Annotated in this window: 16 protein-coding genes; 5 read left to right on the top strand and 11 right to left on the bottom strand. The window is 61.3% G+C overall.

The features are described 5' to 3' along the window. Positions 1-90: 90 nt before the first annotated feature. The gene (alaS, locus tag ABWK72_RS16115) at positions 91-2,964 is read right to left on the bottom strand and encodes an alanine--tRNA ligase (protein ID WP_367870597.1); all 2,874 of its coding nucleotides are present in this window, start codon (positions 2,962-2,964) and stop codon (positions 91-93) included. Positions 2,965-3,206: 242 nt separating this feature from the next. Between alaS and ABWK72_RS16110 the strand changes: the two genes are divergently transcribed. The 5 genes from ABWK72_RS16110 (at position 3,207) to ABWK72_RS16090 (ending at position 7,021) form a co-directional block, all read left to right on the top strand. After that, the gene (locus ABWK72_RS16110) at positions 3,207-3,524 is read left to right on the top strand and encodes an RNA recognition motif domain-containing protein (RefSeq protein ID WP_367870596.1); all 318 of its coding nucleotides are present in this window, start codon (positions 3,207-3,209) and stop codon (positions 3,522-3,524) included. Between the two features lie 257 nt (positions 3,525-3,781). Beyond that, complete coding sequence (locus tag ABWK72_RS16105; protein ID WP_367870595.1) at positions 3,782-4,498, top strand: hypothetical protein; 717 nt, start codon at positions 3,782-3,784, stop codon at positions 4,496-4,498. A 52-nt stretch (positions 4,499-4,550) separates the two neighbouring features. Beyond that, complete coding sequence (locus tag ABWK72_RS16100; RefSeq protein ID WP_367870594.1) at positions 4,551-5,267, top strand: hypothetical protein; 717 nt, start codon at positions 4,551-4,553, stop codon at positions 5,265-5,267. A 262-nt stretch (positions 5,268-5,529) separates the two neighbouring features. Beyond that, positions 5,530-6,249 (top strand): type II secretion system protein, encoded by a 720-nt coding sequence (locus tag ABWK72_RS16095; protein WP_367870593.1) that lies wholly within the window; start codon positions 5,530-5,532, stop codon positions 6,247-6,249. A 178-nt stretch (positions 6,250-6,427) separates the two neighbouring features. Further along, a complete protein-coding gene (locus tag ABWK72_RS16090) occupies positions 6,428-7,021 on the top strand; it encodes a transposase (RefSeq protein ID WP_367870592.1) in 594 nt (197 codons plus the stop codon). A gap of 197 nt (positions 7,022-7,218) precedes the next feature. Here ABWK72_RS16090 and atpC read toward each other — a convergent pair whose 3' ends face one another. The 10 genes from atpC to atpB all read right to left on the bottom strand — a co-directional run bounded on the left by atpC (position 7,219) and on the right by atpB (position 15,190). Further along, positions 7,219-7,632, bottom strand: coding sequence for an ATP synthase F1 subunit epsilon (gene atpC, locus ABWK72_RS16085; RefSeq protein ID WP_367870591.1), 414 nt, complete (start codon positions 7,630-7,632; stop codon positions 7,219-7,221). A gap of 86 nt (positions 7,633-7,718) precedes the next feature. Beyond that, on the bottom strand, positions 7,719-9,182 hold the full coding sequence (atpD, locus tag ABWK72_RS16080) for a F0F1 ATP synthase subunit beta (RefSeq protein ID WP_367870590.1): 1,464 nt from the start codon (positions 9,180-9,182) through the stop codon (positions 7,719-7,721). A gap of 44 nt (positions 9,183-9,226) precedes the next feature. Beyond that, positions 9,227-9,721, bottom strand: coding sequence for a hypothetical protein (locus ABWK72_RS16075; RefSeq protein ID WP_367870589.1), 495 nt, complete (start codon positions 9,719-9,721; stop codon positions 9,227-9,229). 32 nt (positions 9,722-9,753) lie between these two features. After that, entirely contained in the window at positions 9,754-10,281 is a 528-nt protein-coding gene (locus ABWK72_RS16070; RefSeq protein WP_367870588.1) for a DUF4410 domain-containing protein, read from the bottom strand. 26 nt (positions 10,282-10,307) lie between these two features. Continuing rightward, positions 10,308-11,207 (bottom strand): ATP synthase F1 subunit gamma, encoded by a 900-nt coding sequence (gene atpG, locus ABWK72_RS16065; protein WP_367870587.1) that lies wholly within the window; start codon positions 11,205-11,207, stop codon positions 10,308-10,310. A gap of 109 nt (positions 11,208-11,316) precedes the next feature. Beyond that, the gene (gene atpA / locus ABWK72_RS16060; protein WP_367870586.1) at positions 11,317-12,858 is read right to left on the bottom strand and encodes a F0F1 ATP synthase subunit alpha; all 1,542 of its coding nucleotides are present in this window, start codon (positions 12,856-12,858) and stop codon (positions 11,317-11,319) included. 60 nt (positions 12,859-12,918) lie between these two features. Next, complete coding sequence (locus ABWK72_RS16055; protein ID WP_367870585.1) at positions 12,919-13,311, bottom strand: FoF1 ATP synthase subunit delta; 393 nt, start codon at positions 13,309-13,311, stop codon at positions 12,919-12,921. A 25-nt stretch (positions 13,312-13,336) separates the two neighbouring features. Then, the gene (locus ABWK72_RS16050; protein WP_367870584.1) at positions 13,337-13,897 is read right to left on the bottom strand and encodes an ATP synthase F0 subunit B; all 561 of its coding nucleotides are present in this window, start codon (positions 13,895-13,897) and stop codon (positions 13,337-13,339) included. 89 nt (positions 13,898-13,986) lie between these two features. Further along, complete coding sequence (locus tag ABWK72_RS16045) at positions 13,987-14,199, bottom strand: ATPase (RefSeq protein ID WP_367870583.1); 213 nt, start codon at positions 14,197-14,199, stop codon at positions 13,987-13,989. A gap of 67 nt (positions 14,200-14,266) precedes the next feature. Continuing rightward, positions 14,267-15,190, bottom strand: coding sequence for a F0F1 ATP synthase subunit A (gene atpB, locus ABWK72_RS16040; RefSeq protein ID WP_367870582.1), 924 nt, complete (start codon positions 15,188-15,190; stop codon positions 14,267-14,269). Positions 15,191-15,279: the final 89 nt, after the last annotated feature.

Below are 15,279 nucleotides of genomic sequence, written 5' to 3'. Positions count from 1 at the left end.
GCTCTCCAGAGCCGCGAACGTGAGCGTCCTCGCACACCGAAGACCCTCCAACTCACCCTACCTTCCCCCCACCATCCCCAGAAGGCCCAATCACCCCAATCTTCCCCTCGCCCCCGCCAAAACCTCCTCAATCCTCCCGCGCTCCGGCGCTGCCCCCCGGGCCTGATCCGGCTTCCCACCACCCTTGCCCCCGGCAATCGCCGCGAGGTCCCGCAAAATGTCCCCGGCCTTATGCCCGGCAGCCTGGGCGGCATCCCCGCAATACGCCCCGAGGTGCAGCTTCTCGCCATCGTCCACGATCACGAAACCCGCGCCCGTGAAGCCCTGCTTCTTCATCCCGTTCAGCAGCTCCTGCAGCAGGGAAGCATCCGCCTCGAAACTGGCCACGATCGGTCCGCCCGCCGCGATCAACTCCGTCAACGCCGCATCCGCCTGCTTCGCCGCCGCTCCGGCCTGCAATTTCTTAAAGCGCTTCTCCGACTCGATCGCCGCTTCCTTGGTCGATTCCAGTGCCACCCGCGCCGCCTTGAAAGCGTCGTTGATCGCCCGCACATCTCCCGCCGCGTAGTAAGACTCCACATCGGGCAGAGGCGCATCCGCCCCCGGCACACCGGCCTCGCCGATCGCCGCCAGCTTCTCGTTCGCCGTGTGCAGCTTCGCCTCCGCCGCCCGGGTCTCCGCCTCGATCTGCTCCGCCGACTCCTTCAGGAAGGCCAGCGTGCTCGCGCCGCAGACCGCCTCGATCCGGCGCACGCCGGACGCGATCGCACCCTCACTCTTGATCTTGAAAAGCCCGATCTCGGCCGTGTTGCGCACGTGCGTGCCGCCACACAGCTCCATCGAGTAGCCGGTCAGGTCGCCGCGACCGCCACCGATCTGCACCACCCGCACCAGCTCGCCATACTTGTCGCCGAAGAACTGCATGATGTCCGGCCGCCCCTTGATCGAAGCGTGCGGCACTTCCTTCCAGGACACCGCATCGTTCTCGGTGATGCAGGCGTTCACCTTCTCCTCCATCTCCGCGATCTGCTCCGCCGTCACCGCCCCGCTGTTGAAGTCGAAGCGCAGGCGGTTCTCGTCCACCGACGAACCCTGCTGCGCCGCATCCTTCGAGACGACTTCGTGAAGCGCCCAATGCAAAAGGTGCGTCGCTGTGTGGTGCGCCTCCACCGGACGCCGGCGTGTCGTGTCCAGCTTCAGCGTCACCTTGTCCCCCGGAGTAATAGAATAAGGCAGATGCTCGATTTCGGACGCCGGAATCACATGCGCCCGTGCCTTGCCGATCTGCTGGACGTTGGTAACAGGAAACTCTTCGCCATCGAATACTAGACTTCCCGTATCTCCCGTTTGGCCGCCCATTTCGGCGTAGAAAGGAGTGGCGTCGGTAATGATGAAAATGGAGTTCTCCCGCGGATGGACTTCAAGAACGGTAGCGTCAGCCGCATCGGAATCGAAGCCAACAAACTCGGTGAGGACCTCGCTGGAGATGTCGAGCGCGCGGACGATTGTTGTTTTCTGAGCTGCGCGAGAACGGTCCTGCTGCTCCCTCTTGCTCGTCTCGTATTCTTCCTTATCGAGCGCAAGTCCCCGCTCGACGCAAAGCAACTCCGTCAAATCGACAGGGAAGCCGTAGGTATCCTCCAGCTCAAATGCAATCCAGCCCGGAAATGTGCCGAACAGGGTTTTAGCTGTCGCATTCGTTTTGTCCGGGGCCGTTGGAGCAACCGCGTCCTCGAAGCGTTTCAGGCCCCGATCTAGTGTAGCATTAAAGCTCGCCTCCTCCTGCTCCAGCGTCTTCCGCACCGTATCCTCGCGATTCTTCAGCTCCGGGAACACCCCGCCCATCTCCGCCACCAGCGTTTCCACCAGCGCGCCGAAGAACGGCTTGTCCCCCGAGAACCCGAGCTGCCTTCCGTATTTCACCGCACGCCGCAGAATCCGCCGCAGGACGTAGTTCCGGCCGTTGTTTCCCGGCATGATCCCGTCCGCGATCGAGAACGACAGCGTGCGCAAGTGGTCCGCGATCACCCGGAAGGCGATCGCCGTCTTCATCTCCTCCGAGAAGCACGTGCGGTCCGCGCCGAGTTCCGGATAGATGTTCACGTAGGTCTGCCCGCTCAGCTCTTCCAGCTTGCGGAAGATCGGCTGGAACACATCCGTCGCGTAATTACTAGGCTTCTGCGAGAAGTCGGTAAACCCCTTCGTCCCCTGGATGATCGAGCACGCCCGCTCGAAGCCCATGCCGGTGTCGACGTGCTTCGAAGGTAGCTCGCGGAAGGTCCCGTCCGCCTCCGCGTTGTATTGGATGAAGACCAGGTTCCAGATCTCGATGCAGAGATCCGAATCGTTGTTCACCAGATTGCGGCCCGTTTTCGGGTTTCCTTCCGGCGTCAGGTCCACGTGCAGCTCCGAGCATGGACCGCAAGGGCCGGTATCGCCCATCTGCCAGAAGTTGTCCTTGCGGTTGCCGTTCACGATCTGGTCCTTCGGATCGCAACCCTTCGAGAGGAAGAGCCCGGCCCAAATGTCGTAAGCTTCCTGGTCGAACTCGCCGGGATCACCCGGCTTGGGATTGTAGACCGACGCGTAGAGGCGGTGCGCCGGCAATCCCCAGCGCTCCACCACCAGCTCCCAAGCCCAGGTGATCGCTTCCTTCTTGAAGTAATTGCCGAAGGACCAGTTCCCCAGCATCTCGAAGAAGGTGTGGTGGTAGGTATCGTAGCCGACGTCCTCCAGGTCGTTGTGCTTGCCGCCCGCGCGGATGCACTTCTGCGTGTCCGCCGCCCGCGGGGGATCGTAGGGCGCCTTCTCCACCCCCAGGAAATAGGGCACGAAGGGATTCATCCCCGCATTCGTGAACAGCAGCCCCGGCGACTGCGGCAGCAGCGAGGCGGACGGCACGATGGTGTGCTGCTTCTCACGGAAGAAATCGAGGAAGCTCTGGCGGATCTCGGCTGCAGTCATGGGTCGTTGAGGCGGAAAGGGCGGGGAAGGTGGTGGATTCCCGGGGTGGAGTAAAGCGTTCCGGTAATGGGGAAATCACTAATCACTAATCCTCTAATCATCAATCAGACTGTAGTGAAGAGAAGGTCGCAAGCGTGCCTCGGCCGAGCGGGCAATTGCCGCCCGCTAACCGCCTGCGCCCCATTCTTCCAAACACTTCGATTGATGATTGGAAGATTGATGATTAGTGATTTCCCCCAACCATGATCATTCTCGTCCGGAACATCGACCGCAGCATCACGGAAGCCGAGATGCGCAAGGTCATCGAAAAGCACGGCAAGGTCCGCTCCTTTGACCTCGTGATGGACAAGGCCACCGGGCTCTCGAAGGGCTTCGGCTTCGCCGACATGCCCGGCCACATCGAGGCCTTGAATGCCGTGAAGGAGCTGGATGGCTTCCAGGTCGGCACCGAGAAGCTCCGCGTCAAGAAAGCCCCTTCGTCCTCCCTGCTCAAGGCCCCCCCGCCCTCCCGCCCCGCTCCTCAAAAGCGACCTCGCCCGCCCGGGAAGGGGAGGCGCTAGTCCCCGCAGGGCTCAAAAAGGTGGTCCGCACAACCGAGGGCGCAGCCGGAGATAGCCCCACACTTCATTTCCCAACGCTTGGGGCAGATCCGCGAGTATGACAAAAAGCGACCCGCTGGCTCGCCGCCGACAGCGCTCCTTGGGGTATAGGCATGCCCCCCAGTGCTGCGTGCTCCGCAGCCGCGTGGCGGCGGCAAGTGACTTGCGAGCATTCCCGCCGATAGACACGGACATTTTTCGCCTCAAGAGCCCGAAACATGAAACCCTCCTACCGCCGCCCCAAAGGTTTCACTCGGCTGGAGTGGCTTGTAGTGATCCTGATTCTCGCCGCACTTGCGGCCCTTTGCGCTCCCACGATTCTGAAGCAAAAGAAGGCCGCGGACCGCACGAAAGCCCTCAGCAACATCAAGCAAATGGGCATGATGTTGTTCGAGTTCGACAATGAATACGGGAAGTTCCCCGACGATGAAACGGCAGAGGAGGTGAAGCGCAGGACCAAGACCGATTTCAAGCTCACCGGCCAATTCTCAAACGACTACTTCCGCCAGATGCTGGCGGGTGCTGGCGGCAAGTCCGAAAAGCCGTTCTGGTGTAAGACCGCCCAATCGCCAAAAAATGCGGACGACAACTTCTCCACGCCGGCGAAGGCCTTGGAACCCGGTGAAGTCGGCTACAGCTACATCATGGTCAGCCGTACTACGGGCCAGCGTTCCAAGGACGAGCCCAGCCGCCCGGTGATCATGACGCCGTCCTACAATTTCCAGCCGGACTGGACCTTCGATCCCGAGCCATATGGAGGAAAGGCGGTGATCCTTCGGCTCGACAACAGCGCCACGCCAATGCTGATCCGCGAGGACAGCTGGAGGGTCTCGACCCACAGCGGAAAGACCCTCGGTGACACGGGAGACAACACCCCATGGGGCAAGGACATCACCCCATATCTCCGCGCTCCGCAGCCGCGGGGCGGGAAATAAGACGGGGCAAAGGCCCATCAAGCGAGCGGAACCTCATCGAAAAAGGCTCAATATGAATAACGCTCTCCACCGTCTCAATGGCTTCGCCTTTAAAAAGCTGCTTGTGATGATCCTACTCATCGCGGCTGTCGCAGTCGCTGTTCCCATGGTCGTGAAGCAGAAGAAGGCCTCCGACCGCACGAAAGCGCTCAGCAACCTGAAGCAGATCGGCGCGATGTTGTTCGAGTTCGACAACAAGTATGGCAACTTCCCCGACGACGAAACGGCTGTGGACGTGAAAAAAGCGACGGGGACCGATTTGGTCCTCAGCGGCACTTTTTCGAACGACTATTTCCGCCAGCTCTTGGTGAGCAGCGCTGGCGTGCGGGAGGAATACTTCTGGTGCAGGACCGCCCAGTCTCCGACGAAGCCCGACGAAGACTTCTCCACTCCCGAGAAGGCGCTAGCGGCCGGCGAAGTTGGCTACAGCTACATCATGGCGAGCCAGACCCAGGGTCAGAGCTCGAGCGGCGAGCCGAGCCGCCCGGTGATCGTGACTCCTTCCTACAATTTCGAGCCCGACTGGACCTTCGATCCCGAGCCCTATCAGGGGATGGCGATAGTCCTGCGCCTGGACAACAGCGCAACGCCCATGCAGATCCGCGAGCATGACAAAAAGCTACCCGCCGGCCCGCCCATCAAGACACTCGGCGAATCCGCCGACAGCGCCCCTTGGACTACAGGCATGAGCCAGGTGCTGCGCGCTCCGCAGCCGCGCGCTGGCAGGTGACGGGAAAAGCGGCGTTGGCCCGCGGGCGGCGGCGGAAGGCGCGACCCTTCCACCGCCGCGAAACGAGCGAGGCGCCCGTGCGTATCTTTGCGTAGTTGCGATCCCCTTAATCATTGATCCCGCGGGACTTCTTTCTCCTTGCGCCGCTGCCCTCGCGACCTATTTTGGACTGATCCTCCATCACCTCCGGGTGGCGGGGGATTCATACCAAACCGGGGTCCTTAGCGGCCCCATTCATAAAACAGTAAGAGAAAACCAAAACATGAAAGCCAACTATCGTCGCGCCGGCGGTTTCACCTTGGTGGAGCTGCTCGTCGTGATCGTGATCATCGCGGCCCTCGCGGGCCTCTCCGCTCCCGTCATCCTGAAGCAGCGCAAGGCTGCGGACCGCACGGAAGCACTCAATAACATCAAGCAAGTCGGCATGATGCTGTTCGAATTCGACAACGAATACGGCAACTTCCCCGACAATGAGACCGCACAAGATGTGAAGGATGCAACCGGCACCGAACTGACCTTCGGTGGTAACTTCTCGAACGACTACTTCCGCCAGATGCTCGCTGGCGGCGGCGGCAAGTCCGAGAAGCCATTCTGGTGCAAGACCCTGCAATCGCCCAAGAAGGCTGACGACAATTTCAGCGTCCCAGCCAAGGCATTGGAAGCCGGTGAAGTCGGATTCAGCTACATCATGGCGAGCCAGACCCAGGGTCAGAGCTCGAGCGGCGAGCCAAGCCGCCCGGTGATCGTGACCCCGTCCTACAAGTTCCAGCCTGACTGGACCTTCGATCCGGAGCCATACGCCGGTAAGGCCGTCGTCCTGCGTCTCGACAACAGCGCCACGCCGATGCAGATCCGCGAGGACAACAAGAAGGTCTCCACCAACAGTGGCAAGACCCTCGGCGACGTGGGTGACCAGACCCCTTGGGGTGTGGACCTGAACCCGGTCATGCGCGCTCCGCAACCACGCGGCGGTGGCAACTGAGCCGGGCTTGAGCTGATCAACGATCATTCAAAGCCGGGGAGCCTTTACGGGCTCCCCGGTTTTTTTGTGCGCACAAGGAGGGGGTGCGTCTCGCGCCCCAATGCCTTTGGCAGATAAAAAAGGGGCGCGAGACGCATCCCCTCCTTGTCTACGAACAATAGGACCTCATCCTCCGGCCGTGAAATTCTTCGATCCGTTCGGGGATATCCGCGTAACCGGCGATCGGTTCCCTCACTGGCAACAGAGTGGTGCCACCTACTTTATCACATTCCGCCTCGCGGATTCCCTTCCGACGGAAAAACTGAAAGCTCTCAAACAGGAGCGGGATCAATGGTGCGATGAACATCCAAAGCCGTGGAACCATCTTACCGAGATGGAATACCACCGGCTCTTCTCGGCTAAAATCGACCGATGGCTGGATCAAGGATACGGCTCTTGCCTGCTCGCCGATCCATCCAACGCACGGATCGTAATGGACGCCCTCCAGCACTTTGAAGGGATGCGGTCCGTCCTCCTCATGCCCAATCACGTGCACACACTGGTGACCCTGCACCATGATCAAGCAGTGGATCGGCTGATCCACTCGTGGAAATCGTTTACCGCTCACAAATTGGGCAAGCCACCAATTTGGCAAAGAGACTATTTCGACCGCTTGATCCGGGATGCGGACCACTTCGTAAATGTGCGAAGATACATAAGGAACAATCCCGGCAAGGCGAAGCCTCAAGAGGGAGCTTTTCTTCTTCACGAGGCTCCTGCCACGTGGATGTGAGCACAGAAAAACGGGGGGCGCGAGACGCGCCCCCTCCTTGGGCAGGCCTGGCGCGAGACTGAGTGGGTCAGATGGTGCTCCGCGACCGGATGAGGATCGCCGGCACCGAGGGAGACCTGCCCGCGGCGGTGGAGTAAGAAAAAGCCCGCCGCGACGGTCGTCGGGCGGGCTTGGAAGATTCGAGCGACTGCTTGACCTCAGTTCCGGTTCCGCCGCTTGAGGCGGAGCTGGGCCATCGACTTGGCGATGATCGCCTGAAGGTGCGCGACCTCCTCGGCATCGTGGTCGTGGCTGATGCCGGCGAGCTGGTCCTCGGCGCGCTTCATGGCGGCCTCGACCTTGGCTTCGTCAATCGCGTCCTCGTCCGCGGCAAGGTCGGTGAGGACATTGACGCGGTGCTCGGTGACTTCGGCGAAGCCGGTGCCGATCGCCAGGCTGATGGTTTGGCCGTTCTTCTCGTAGCGGAGTTCGCCAGGCTGAAGGGCGGTCACCAGGGCAGCGTGGCCATCGAGGATGCCAAGCTCGCCATCGGCCCCGGGCAGGTAGACGTTGCCGACGGTGTTGGAGAAGATTTTCTTCTCCGGGGTGACGATTTCCAAATGAAGAGCCATGAAGAAGTTTCCAGTTTGGAGTTTTCAGTTTTCAGGTCCGGATCCAGGGCCTTTCCCTGAAAACTGAACACTGAACACTAACAAACTCAGTCTCTCGAGACGCTGTCGATGCCGGCCTTCATGTAGAAGTTACCTTCCGAAACGTCGTCCCACTTGCCGTCGAGGATCTCGGCGAAGCCCTTGACGGTTTCCTCGATCGAGCAGAGGGCGCCGGGGACGTTCGTGAAGATTTCGGCCACGTGGAAGGGCTGGGTCAGGAAGCGCTGGATCTTGCGGGCGCGGAACACCGTCAGCTTGTCCTCGTCGGAAAGCTCGTCCATGCCGAGAATCGCGATGATGTCCTGCAGGTCCTTGTAGCGCTGGAGCACCTGCTGGACGCCACGGGCGACGCGGTAGTGCTCCTCACCGACGACTTCCGGGGCGAGCGCCTTCGAGGTCGAGGCGAGCGGGTCCACGGCCGGGAAGAGCGCCTGCTCCGCGAGCGAGCGCTCAAGCACCACCGTCGCGTCAAGGTGAGCGAAGGTATTGGCAGGAGCAGGGTCGGTAAGGTCGTCCGCTGGGACGTACACCGCCTGGATCGAGGTGATCGAACCCTTGTTGGTCGAGGTGATGCGCTCCTGAAGACCGGCCATTTCCTCGGAAAGGGTCGGCTGGTAACCCACGGCGGACGGCGTGCGGCCCAGCAGGGCGGACACTTCGGAACCGGCCTGGGAGAAGCGGAAGATGTTATCGACGAAGAGGAGCACGTCCTGGTTTTCCTCATCGCGGAAATACTCGGCCATGGTCAGGGCGGAGAGGGCGACGCGGAGACGGGCGCCCGGAGGCTCGTTCATCTGGCCGTAGCAAAGGGCGACCTTCGAGCCGGGAGCGAGGACGGGGTTGCCCCGGTCGTCGATCTTCGGGTGACCCTTCTCGTCCTTCTCGGTCTCGATGACCTTGCCTTCGATCATTTCCCAGTAGAGGTCATTGCCCTCGCGGGTGCGCTCACCCACGCCGGCGAAGACGGAGAAACCGCCGTGCGCCTTCGCGATGTTGTTGATGAGCTCCATGATGACCACGGTCTTGCCGACGCCGGCGCCACCGAACATGCCGCCCTTGCCGCCCTTGAGCAGCGGGCAGATCAGGTCGATCACCTTGATGCCGGTCGGAAGGATTTCCGTGGCGGCGGACTGGTCCACCAGGGAAGGCGCGGCGCGGTGGATCGGCCAGCGGAAGTTCGCGTCTTCGAGCGGGACGTTTTCGTCCACCAGGTCGCCGGTGACATTGAAGATACGACCGAGAACCTGCTTGCCCACCGGCACGGAGATCGCCTTGCCGGTGTCATTGAGGACCATGCCGCGCTTGAGGCCGTCGGAAGCAGACATGGCAACCGCGCGGATCCAACCGTCGCCAAGGTGCTGCTGCACTTCAAGAGTCAGCTTGGTGTCGACGCCATTCAGCGTGTAGGCGACTTCGAGGGCGTTGTAGATCCCGGGCAGCGCGGTGGCTTTCGAGAAGTCGGCGTCAACGACGGCGCCGATGACCTGGACGATGGTTCCTTGGTTGCTCATGGCAGGAGTGGTCAGTGAATCGGTTAACGGTGGCGGTGCAGGTCTTAGAGGCGGACGAGGCTAGCGCGCTCTTCTAGAGTCAGGGTATCGATGCTAGCGACGGTCAAAGTGCGGGGCGCGGAGGCGGCCAAGGTGGTGGCATTCACCGTGATCGTGGCGGGCATGCGGTACATCGCGCCCGTGAGAGGATCGACGATGAGCAGGCCGATGAGGCCGCCGATCAGGATATTCCCGGCGTACCAGCCGTTCATTCCTGCGGTCACCTGCTGGGTGCCGACGAGCTTTCCGGCGCGGCGCACTTCCACGGTGTATTTGGCCGGCACGAAGTAGCCGCCACGGGCGGAGAGATTGACGATCTGCGGGGTGGTCCCGGTATGAATCGTCTCGCCGTCCTTGTTGATGACCGCGAACGACAGGCCCGAGGGATTCGACTGGATCGAAACATCGCGGCTCGGCCGGCTGACGATCGAGGCACAGCTGGAAAGCAGGATCGAGCTGGCGGCGGCGCCTGCGATGAGGATCTTGGAAAAAGTGAACATGGTCGGGACGGAAGGAAGAGCGTGGGAAAGGATCAAGGGGCGGCGGCGAAGTCGGCAGCCTTTGTGGCGATGTCACCCGCGGCGGAACGGCGGATGATCGGGAAATTGTCGGCCACACCGCGGAGACCGGATTTGCTGCTGCGCTCAACCTCAAAGGTGCCGAGCAGTTTGCCGGTCGAATTGTCGATGAACCGCGTGGTGCAGCTGAAATGAGCGCTGCCGGCACCCATGCCAACGCCGATGCGCAAGGCGCTGTTACCTTCCGCGAGATAGGTCACGTCGCCTTCGATACGCAGGGCGCGCCCGGTTTGGGGTGAGGTCGTGACCTTCGAGAACTTCCCGACGTTCTGGATCTCTTCGGAAAGGACGGAAGCGAACTCCTTGGCCAACTCCGCTCCGCGCGCGGACGGTTCTTCCACCTTGTAAGCAAACCCCTTCACGACCGCCACCTGATAGGGCGCGGTCGGTGCCAATGCCTCGACATAATCGATGTTACCGCCCCCGCAACTTGCGCACACAAGCGCAATCGCGACCGGAAACATGGAGAAGAGGAATTTCATTGTGAAGGTGGATTGGGGAACCCGGATCATTGCATGGCCCGCATGGCCGTGGTGATCTCGAGGAGCTCGGAGGTGATGGCGGCCTGGCGGAGCTTGTTGTATTCAAGCGTGAGCTCCTTGATGAACTTCTTCGCGTTGTCGGTGGCGCCCTTCATGGCGACCATCCGTGCGGAGTGCTCGGAGGCGCGGCTCTCGACCAGCATCTGGTAGACTTGGAAGTTGATGTAGAGCGGGAGCAGAGTATCGAGGACGTCCTTGCTGCTCGGCTCGAAGATGTAGTCTTTGGCGAGGGCGGCGGAGTGGTCGGTGGCCTTGACCTTCACGTCATTGCCCATGCCTTCGTAGTCCTGCTTCTCGCCGAGGGAAGCCGTTGAGATCGGCAGGAGCTGCACGATCGTCGGCTCCTGGCGCATCACGTTGATGTAGTTCGAGAAGGCGACGCTGACCTTGCTGTAACCGCCTTCGAGGAAGGCCTTGGTCAGGAACTTCGCGATCGGGCGGGCATCCGCGAAGGGCACCGGATCCTTGACCTCGAAATCCGCGACCATGTCGCGACCGGCCTTGGCGAGCTGGTTGCGCAGCTTGCGGCCGACGGTGACGAAGGCGGCATCCTTCGGGACCTCGGCGCGGATCTTCTTGCCGAGGTTGGTATTGAGCGCGCCGCAGAGGCCCTTGTCGGTCGAGATGACCAGCACCAGTTCCTTGCCGCCATCGCGGGCCTGCAGGAGGGCATGGGCTTCCTCGCCGGTGTTCTCCTTGAGATTGACCAGGACCTGGTTGAGCAGGTCCGCGTAGTCGCGGCCGGCCAGCGCCTGATCCTGCGCCTTCTTCATCTTGGCGGCAGCGACAAGCTGCATCGCCCGGGTGATCTGGGCGGTGTTCTTGACCGACTTGATGCGCCGGCGGATGTCGCGAAGATTGGCCATTTTTTAGATGATTAGGAGATTGAGGGAATTGGGATAATTGGGTGGCTGAAGTCTGGAGCGGGACGCGATCTGAAACCTAATTTCCCAATCTCCGAATTATCCTAATATCTTACTTCCAACTCGTCTTGAAATCGCTGATCGCCGTCTTCACCGCTTCGACGGCGGCGGCGTCCTTCTTGAGGTCCGGCTTTTCGTTGCGGATCTTGTCGAGCAGCTCGGTCTTGCGGGTCTCGAAGTATTCGCCCATCGCGTTCTGGAAGCGCTTCACGTCGCTCACCTTCACGTCATCGAAGTAACCGTTCTGCATCGCGAAGAGATAGACCGACTCCAGCTCCATCGAGAGCGGGGAATACTGGTTCTGCTTGAAGAGCTCCACGATGCGGGCACCGCGATCGAGCTTCTTCTTGGTGGAGGCATCGAGGTCCGAGCCGAACTGGGCGAAGGCCTGCAACTCGCGATACTGGGCGAGGTCGAGCTTGGTGGTGCCGGCGACGGACTTGATGGTCTTGGTCTGGGCGGCGGAACCCACGCGGGACACCGAGAGACCCACCGAGATGGCGGGGCGGATGCCCTGGTAGAAGAGGTCGGTTTCCAGGTAGATCTGGCCGTCCGTGATCGAGATCACGTTGGTCGGGATGTAAGCGGACACGTCACCGGCCTGGGTCTCGATGATCGGCAGCGCGGTGAGCGAACCGCCACCGGCGGCTTCGGTCAGACGGGCGGAGCGCTCGAGCAGGCGGGAGTGGAGGTAGAACACGTCGCCCGGGTAGGCTTCGCGGCCGGAAGGGCGCTTCAGGATCAGCGCGACCTGGCGGTAGGCGACGGCGTGCTTGGAAAGGTCATCGAAGACGATCAGGCAGTCCTGACCCTTGTCCATCAGGAACTCGGCGATCGAGCAGCCGGCGTATGGCGCCAGGAACTGCATGGCCGCGGCGTCCGAAGCGGAAGCGGAAACGATGGTGGTGTATTCCATCGCACCGGCGTCTTCCAGGGTCTTCTGGATCCGGGCAACGTTCGAGAGCTTCTGGCCGATGGCGACGTAGATGCAATAGAGCGGCTTGTGGTTCTGCAGCTTGCCCTGCTCCGCGGCCTTGTTCTGCTTGGCCTGGGAAATGATGGTGTCGACGGCGATCGTCGTCTTGCCGGTGGCACGGTCACCGATGATCAGCTCGCGCTGGCCGCGGCCGACGGGGATCATGGCGTCGATCGACATGATGCCGGTCTGCACGGGCACCGAGACCGACTTGCGCTTGATGATGCCGGGCGCGATCTTCTCCATCGGGTAGAAGGCATCCGGGACGATCTCGCCCTTGCCGTCGATCGGGTGACCGAGGGCGTTCACGACGCGACCGAGCAGCTTGTGACCGACGGGGACGGAAAGGAGCTTGCCGGTGGTCGAGCACTCGGTGCCGGCGGTGATCTTCTCGTAGCTGCCGAGAAGCACCACGCCGACTTCGCCGTCTTCGAGGTTCATCGCCAGGCCGATCACGCCGCCCGGGAACGAGATCATCTCGTTGAGCATCACGTCCGAAAGGCCTTCGACCTTGGCCACGCCGTCACCGACTTCGCGGACCACGCCGACGTTGGTTTTTTCGACGGAGGCCGTGACGTTGGCGATCTCCTTTTCGAGTTCCTGAAGGATGCTGCTCATGGGAAGAGTTTGCTAGATTTCGGTGTTACAAGTGTTCAGCAAAGGCGGAGATGCCGTAGGTCAGAAAGCATTGGCGAGGCGGTCGAGGCGGCCCTGCACGGTGCCGTCGAAAACGTCGTCTCCGACACGGATCTTAAGGCCGCCGAGGAGGGCGGGATTCGTGCGGAATTCAAAGGAGAGGCCGACGCCGTATTTGACGGCGATGCCACCGACGATGCGGTCGCGGGAAGCTTGGTCGAGTTCCTGGGCGCTTTCGATGACGACGCGGCGGCGTTCGGCTTCGATGCGGATCAGGCGCTTCAGGGCATGAAGCACGCCGCGGAAGCCGCGGGGCTGCTCCTGCGCGAACTGGCGGATGGCCGCGGAAAGCTTGGCCTCGTCAAGACGACCGCCGGACTGGCAAAGCCGGAAGATGCGGCGGGCGGTGGCGGTGGCGGTCTTGGTAACTTTCATGACGAGGCGGAGGAAAGGGAGAAGATCAGCGTTCGACCGAAGCGAGGGCTTCCTGGTTGATGCGCACTTGGTCCTCTTGGTTCAGGACCTTGCCGGTGACCTGAGCAGTGGTGGCGGCGACAAGTCGGCCGAATTCCTGCTTGAGCTCGGCCTTGAGGGTGACGCGCTCGGCTTGGGCGGCAGCTTCGGCCTTGGCCAGGATCTGCTGGGCGGCGGAGATGGCCTCCTGGGCCTTCTGCTCGGAAAGGACGGCGGCGCTGGTCTTGGCTTCGTTGATCAGACGCGTCGCATCTTCGTTGGCCTTGGCGATGGCGGCAGCCGTCTCGATCTCGGAATCCGCGAGGCGCTGCTCGATCTGGGCCAATTTCGACTCGCCCCCGGCGATTCGGTTGCGGCGCTCTTCAAGCATCGCCTGGACAGGTCCGAAGGCGAATTTCTTGAGAAGGAAGGCCACGATCAGGAAAGACACGCACTGGCTGATGAAAAACGGCCAGTCGATTTTGAACGTGCGGAAAATTTCACCCACGACATCGCCGTCAGCTTCGACGGGAGGAGTGGCGGCCAGGAGATCGAGAATCGGAGTCATCGGACGAAATGCTGGAGAGACGGGTGAAATCGGAAGAAGGAAAAAGGGGTGATGCGGAAGCCCGGATAGGGCTTCCGCACCGGGAAGGCTTACTTCGCAAGGAAGATCGCGAAGAACACGATACCTTCGATAAGCGCTGCAAGAATGATCGAGATGGTCAGGACGTTACCGGCAGCACCTGGGTTGCGGCCGGTGGCTTCCGCCGCCTTGGCACCGAGGAGACCGATACCGATTGCAGCACCGGCGGCGGCGAAGGCCACGTGGATGTTGCCGGCAACTTCAGCAAGGATTGGAGTCATCATGGTAGTTCAGTTTTGGTGTTTCGCCGGTCCCCACGGTCATTGCCATGGTCGGGCCGGGAGATTGGTTTCAGTGATGGGCGTGATCCTTGTCGTGATCATCGCCGTGGTCGCAGATCAGCTTCAGGAAGACCGCGGTGAGAAGCATGAAGACCAGCGCCTGGATGAGACCCACAAGCAGCTCCATGAAGTAGAATGGGAGCGGCGGGAGCCAGGCGAGGAACTTGTTGTCTCCCACGACGAGCATCATGTTCTCCAAGATGTTCTCTCCGGCGAAAATGTTGCCAAAGAGACGGAAGGAGAGAGCGACCGGACGGAACAGGATCGAGACGACTTCGATAACTCCGACGAATGCGAAAACCGCAAACATCAGAACCGCCATGAGGCCGCCGAATTTGCCTTTCGGCGCGAAGATGTGCGCAAGGAATCCTTTCAGACCGTTCTCGGTGATCGCCCAGTAGAACCAGAGGATGGCGAAGGTGAAGGCCATAGCCGCCGTCATGTTAAGATCCGCATTTCCGCCACGGAGGAAGGGACGGAAGGTATCGTGGGGATCCACGCCGGGACCGCTGAGGGTCCACCCGACGGTGCCGACACCCGGAATCAGGCCGAACCAATTCGTGAAAAGAATCAGCACGAAGATGGTGCCGAAAAACCAGAAAGTGCGCTTGACCAGGTGCTTGCCGAGAATCCCTTCAAGGAAGGTGTAAAGGCTCTCCACCAGCCACTCGACGAAGTTCTGGAGGCCGGACGGAACTAGCGTGAGCTTCTTGGTAGCCAGTTGGGCCACAAGGATGATCGATGCCGCGACGATCCAGACCATCAGCATCGAGTTCGTGACGACGAAGGGTCCCAGCTCAAAAATCGCTTCGGCATGAGCCGGAAGATGATCGTGGCCCGTCTGAGCTGCCCCGTGTGTGGCATCCGCGGCGAAAGCCGGCACCGCACAGCAGAGCCATGCGAACAGGGTCGAAAAGATGGAGCGACGGTTCATGCCTGATGGCGCTTCGGGCCGAAAGCGCGGGGCGGCTGTATCAAAGGGTTTTGTAACGGCGCAAGAGCTATTTGTGAAAAATTTCACAA

Origin of the sequence: Luteolibacter sp. Populi (assembly GCF_040801775.1) — a bacterium.
Taxonomy (GTDB): domain Bacteria; phylum Verrucomicrobiota; class Verrucomicrobiia; order Verrucomicrobiales; family Akkermansiaceae; genus Haloferula.
The sequence above is the reverse complement of the archived record's forward strand: the minus strand, read 5'-3'. Positions and strand labels throughout refer to the sequence as shown.

What these genes read in the sequence shown, in the direction of transcription:
- alaS (WP_367870597.1), bottom strand. Translation starts at nt 2,964, where the DNA reads ATGACTGCAGCCGAGATCCGCCAGAGCTTCCTCGATTTCTTCCGTGAG.
- ABWK72_RS16110 (WP_367870596.1), top strand. Translation starts at nt 3,207, where the DNA reads ATGATCATTCTCGTCCGGAACATCGACCGCAGCATCACGGAAGCCGAG.
- ABWK72_RS16105 (WP_367870595.1), top strand. Translation starts at nt 3,782, where the DNA reads ATGAAACCCTCCTACCGCCGCCCCAAAGGTTTCACTCGGCTGGAGTGG.
- ABWK72_RS16100 (WP_367870594.1), top strand. Translation starts at nt 4,551, where the DNA reads ATGAATAACGCTCTCCACCGTCTCAATGGCTTCGCCTTTAAAAAGCTG.
- ABWK72_RS16095 (WP_367870593.1), top strand. Translation starts at nt 5,530, where the DNA reads ATGAAAGCCAACTATCGTCGCGCCGGCGGTTTCACCTTGGTGGAGCTG.
- atpC (WP_367870591.1), bottom strand. Translation starts at nt 7,632, where the DNA reads ATGGCTCTTCATTTGGAAATCGTCACCCCGGAGAAGAAAATCTTCTCC.
- atpD (WP_367870590.1), bottom strand. Translation starts at nt 9,182, where the DNA reads ATGAGCAACCAAGGAACCATCGTCCAGGTCATCGGCGCCGTCGTTGAC.
- ABWK72_RS16075 (WP_367870589.1), bottom strand. Translation starts at nt 9,721, where the DNA reads ATGTTCACTTTTTCCAAGATCCTCATCGCAGGCGCCGCCGCCAGCTCG.
- ABWK72_RS16070 (WP_367870588.1), bottom strand. Translation starts at nt 10,281, where the DNA reads ATGAAATTCCTCTTCTCCATGTTTCCGGTCGCGATTGCGCTTGTGTGC.
- atpG (WP_367870587.1), bottom strand. Translation starts at nt 11,207, where the DNA reads ATGGCCAATCTTCGCGACATCCGCCGGCGCATCAAGTCGGTCAAGAAC.
- atpA (WP_367870586.1), bottom strand. Translation starts at nt 12,858, where the DNA reads ATGAGCAGCATCCTTCAGGAACTCGAAAAGGAGATCGCCAACGTCACG.
- ABWK72_RS16055 (WP_367870585.1), bottom strand. Translation starts at nt 13,311, where the DNA reads ATGAAAGTTACCAAGACCGCCACCGCCACCGCCCGCCGCATCTTCCGG.
- ABWK72_RS16050 (WP_367870584.1), bottom strand. Translation starts at nt 13,897, where the DNA reads ATGACTCCGATTCTCGATCTCCTGGCCGCCACTCCTCCCGTCGAAGCT.
- ABWK72_RS16045 (WP_367870583.1), bottom strand. Translation starts at nt 14,199, where the DNA reads ATGATGACTCCAATCCTTGCTGAAGTTGCCGGCAACATCCACGTGGCC.
- atpB (WP_367870582.1), bottom strand. Translation starts at nt 15,190, where the DNA reads ATGAACCGTCGCTCCATCTTTTCGACCCTGTTCGCATGGCTCTGCTGT.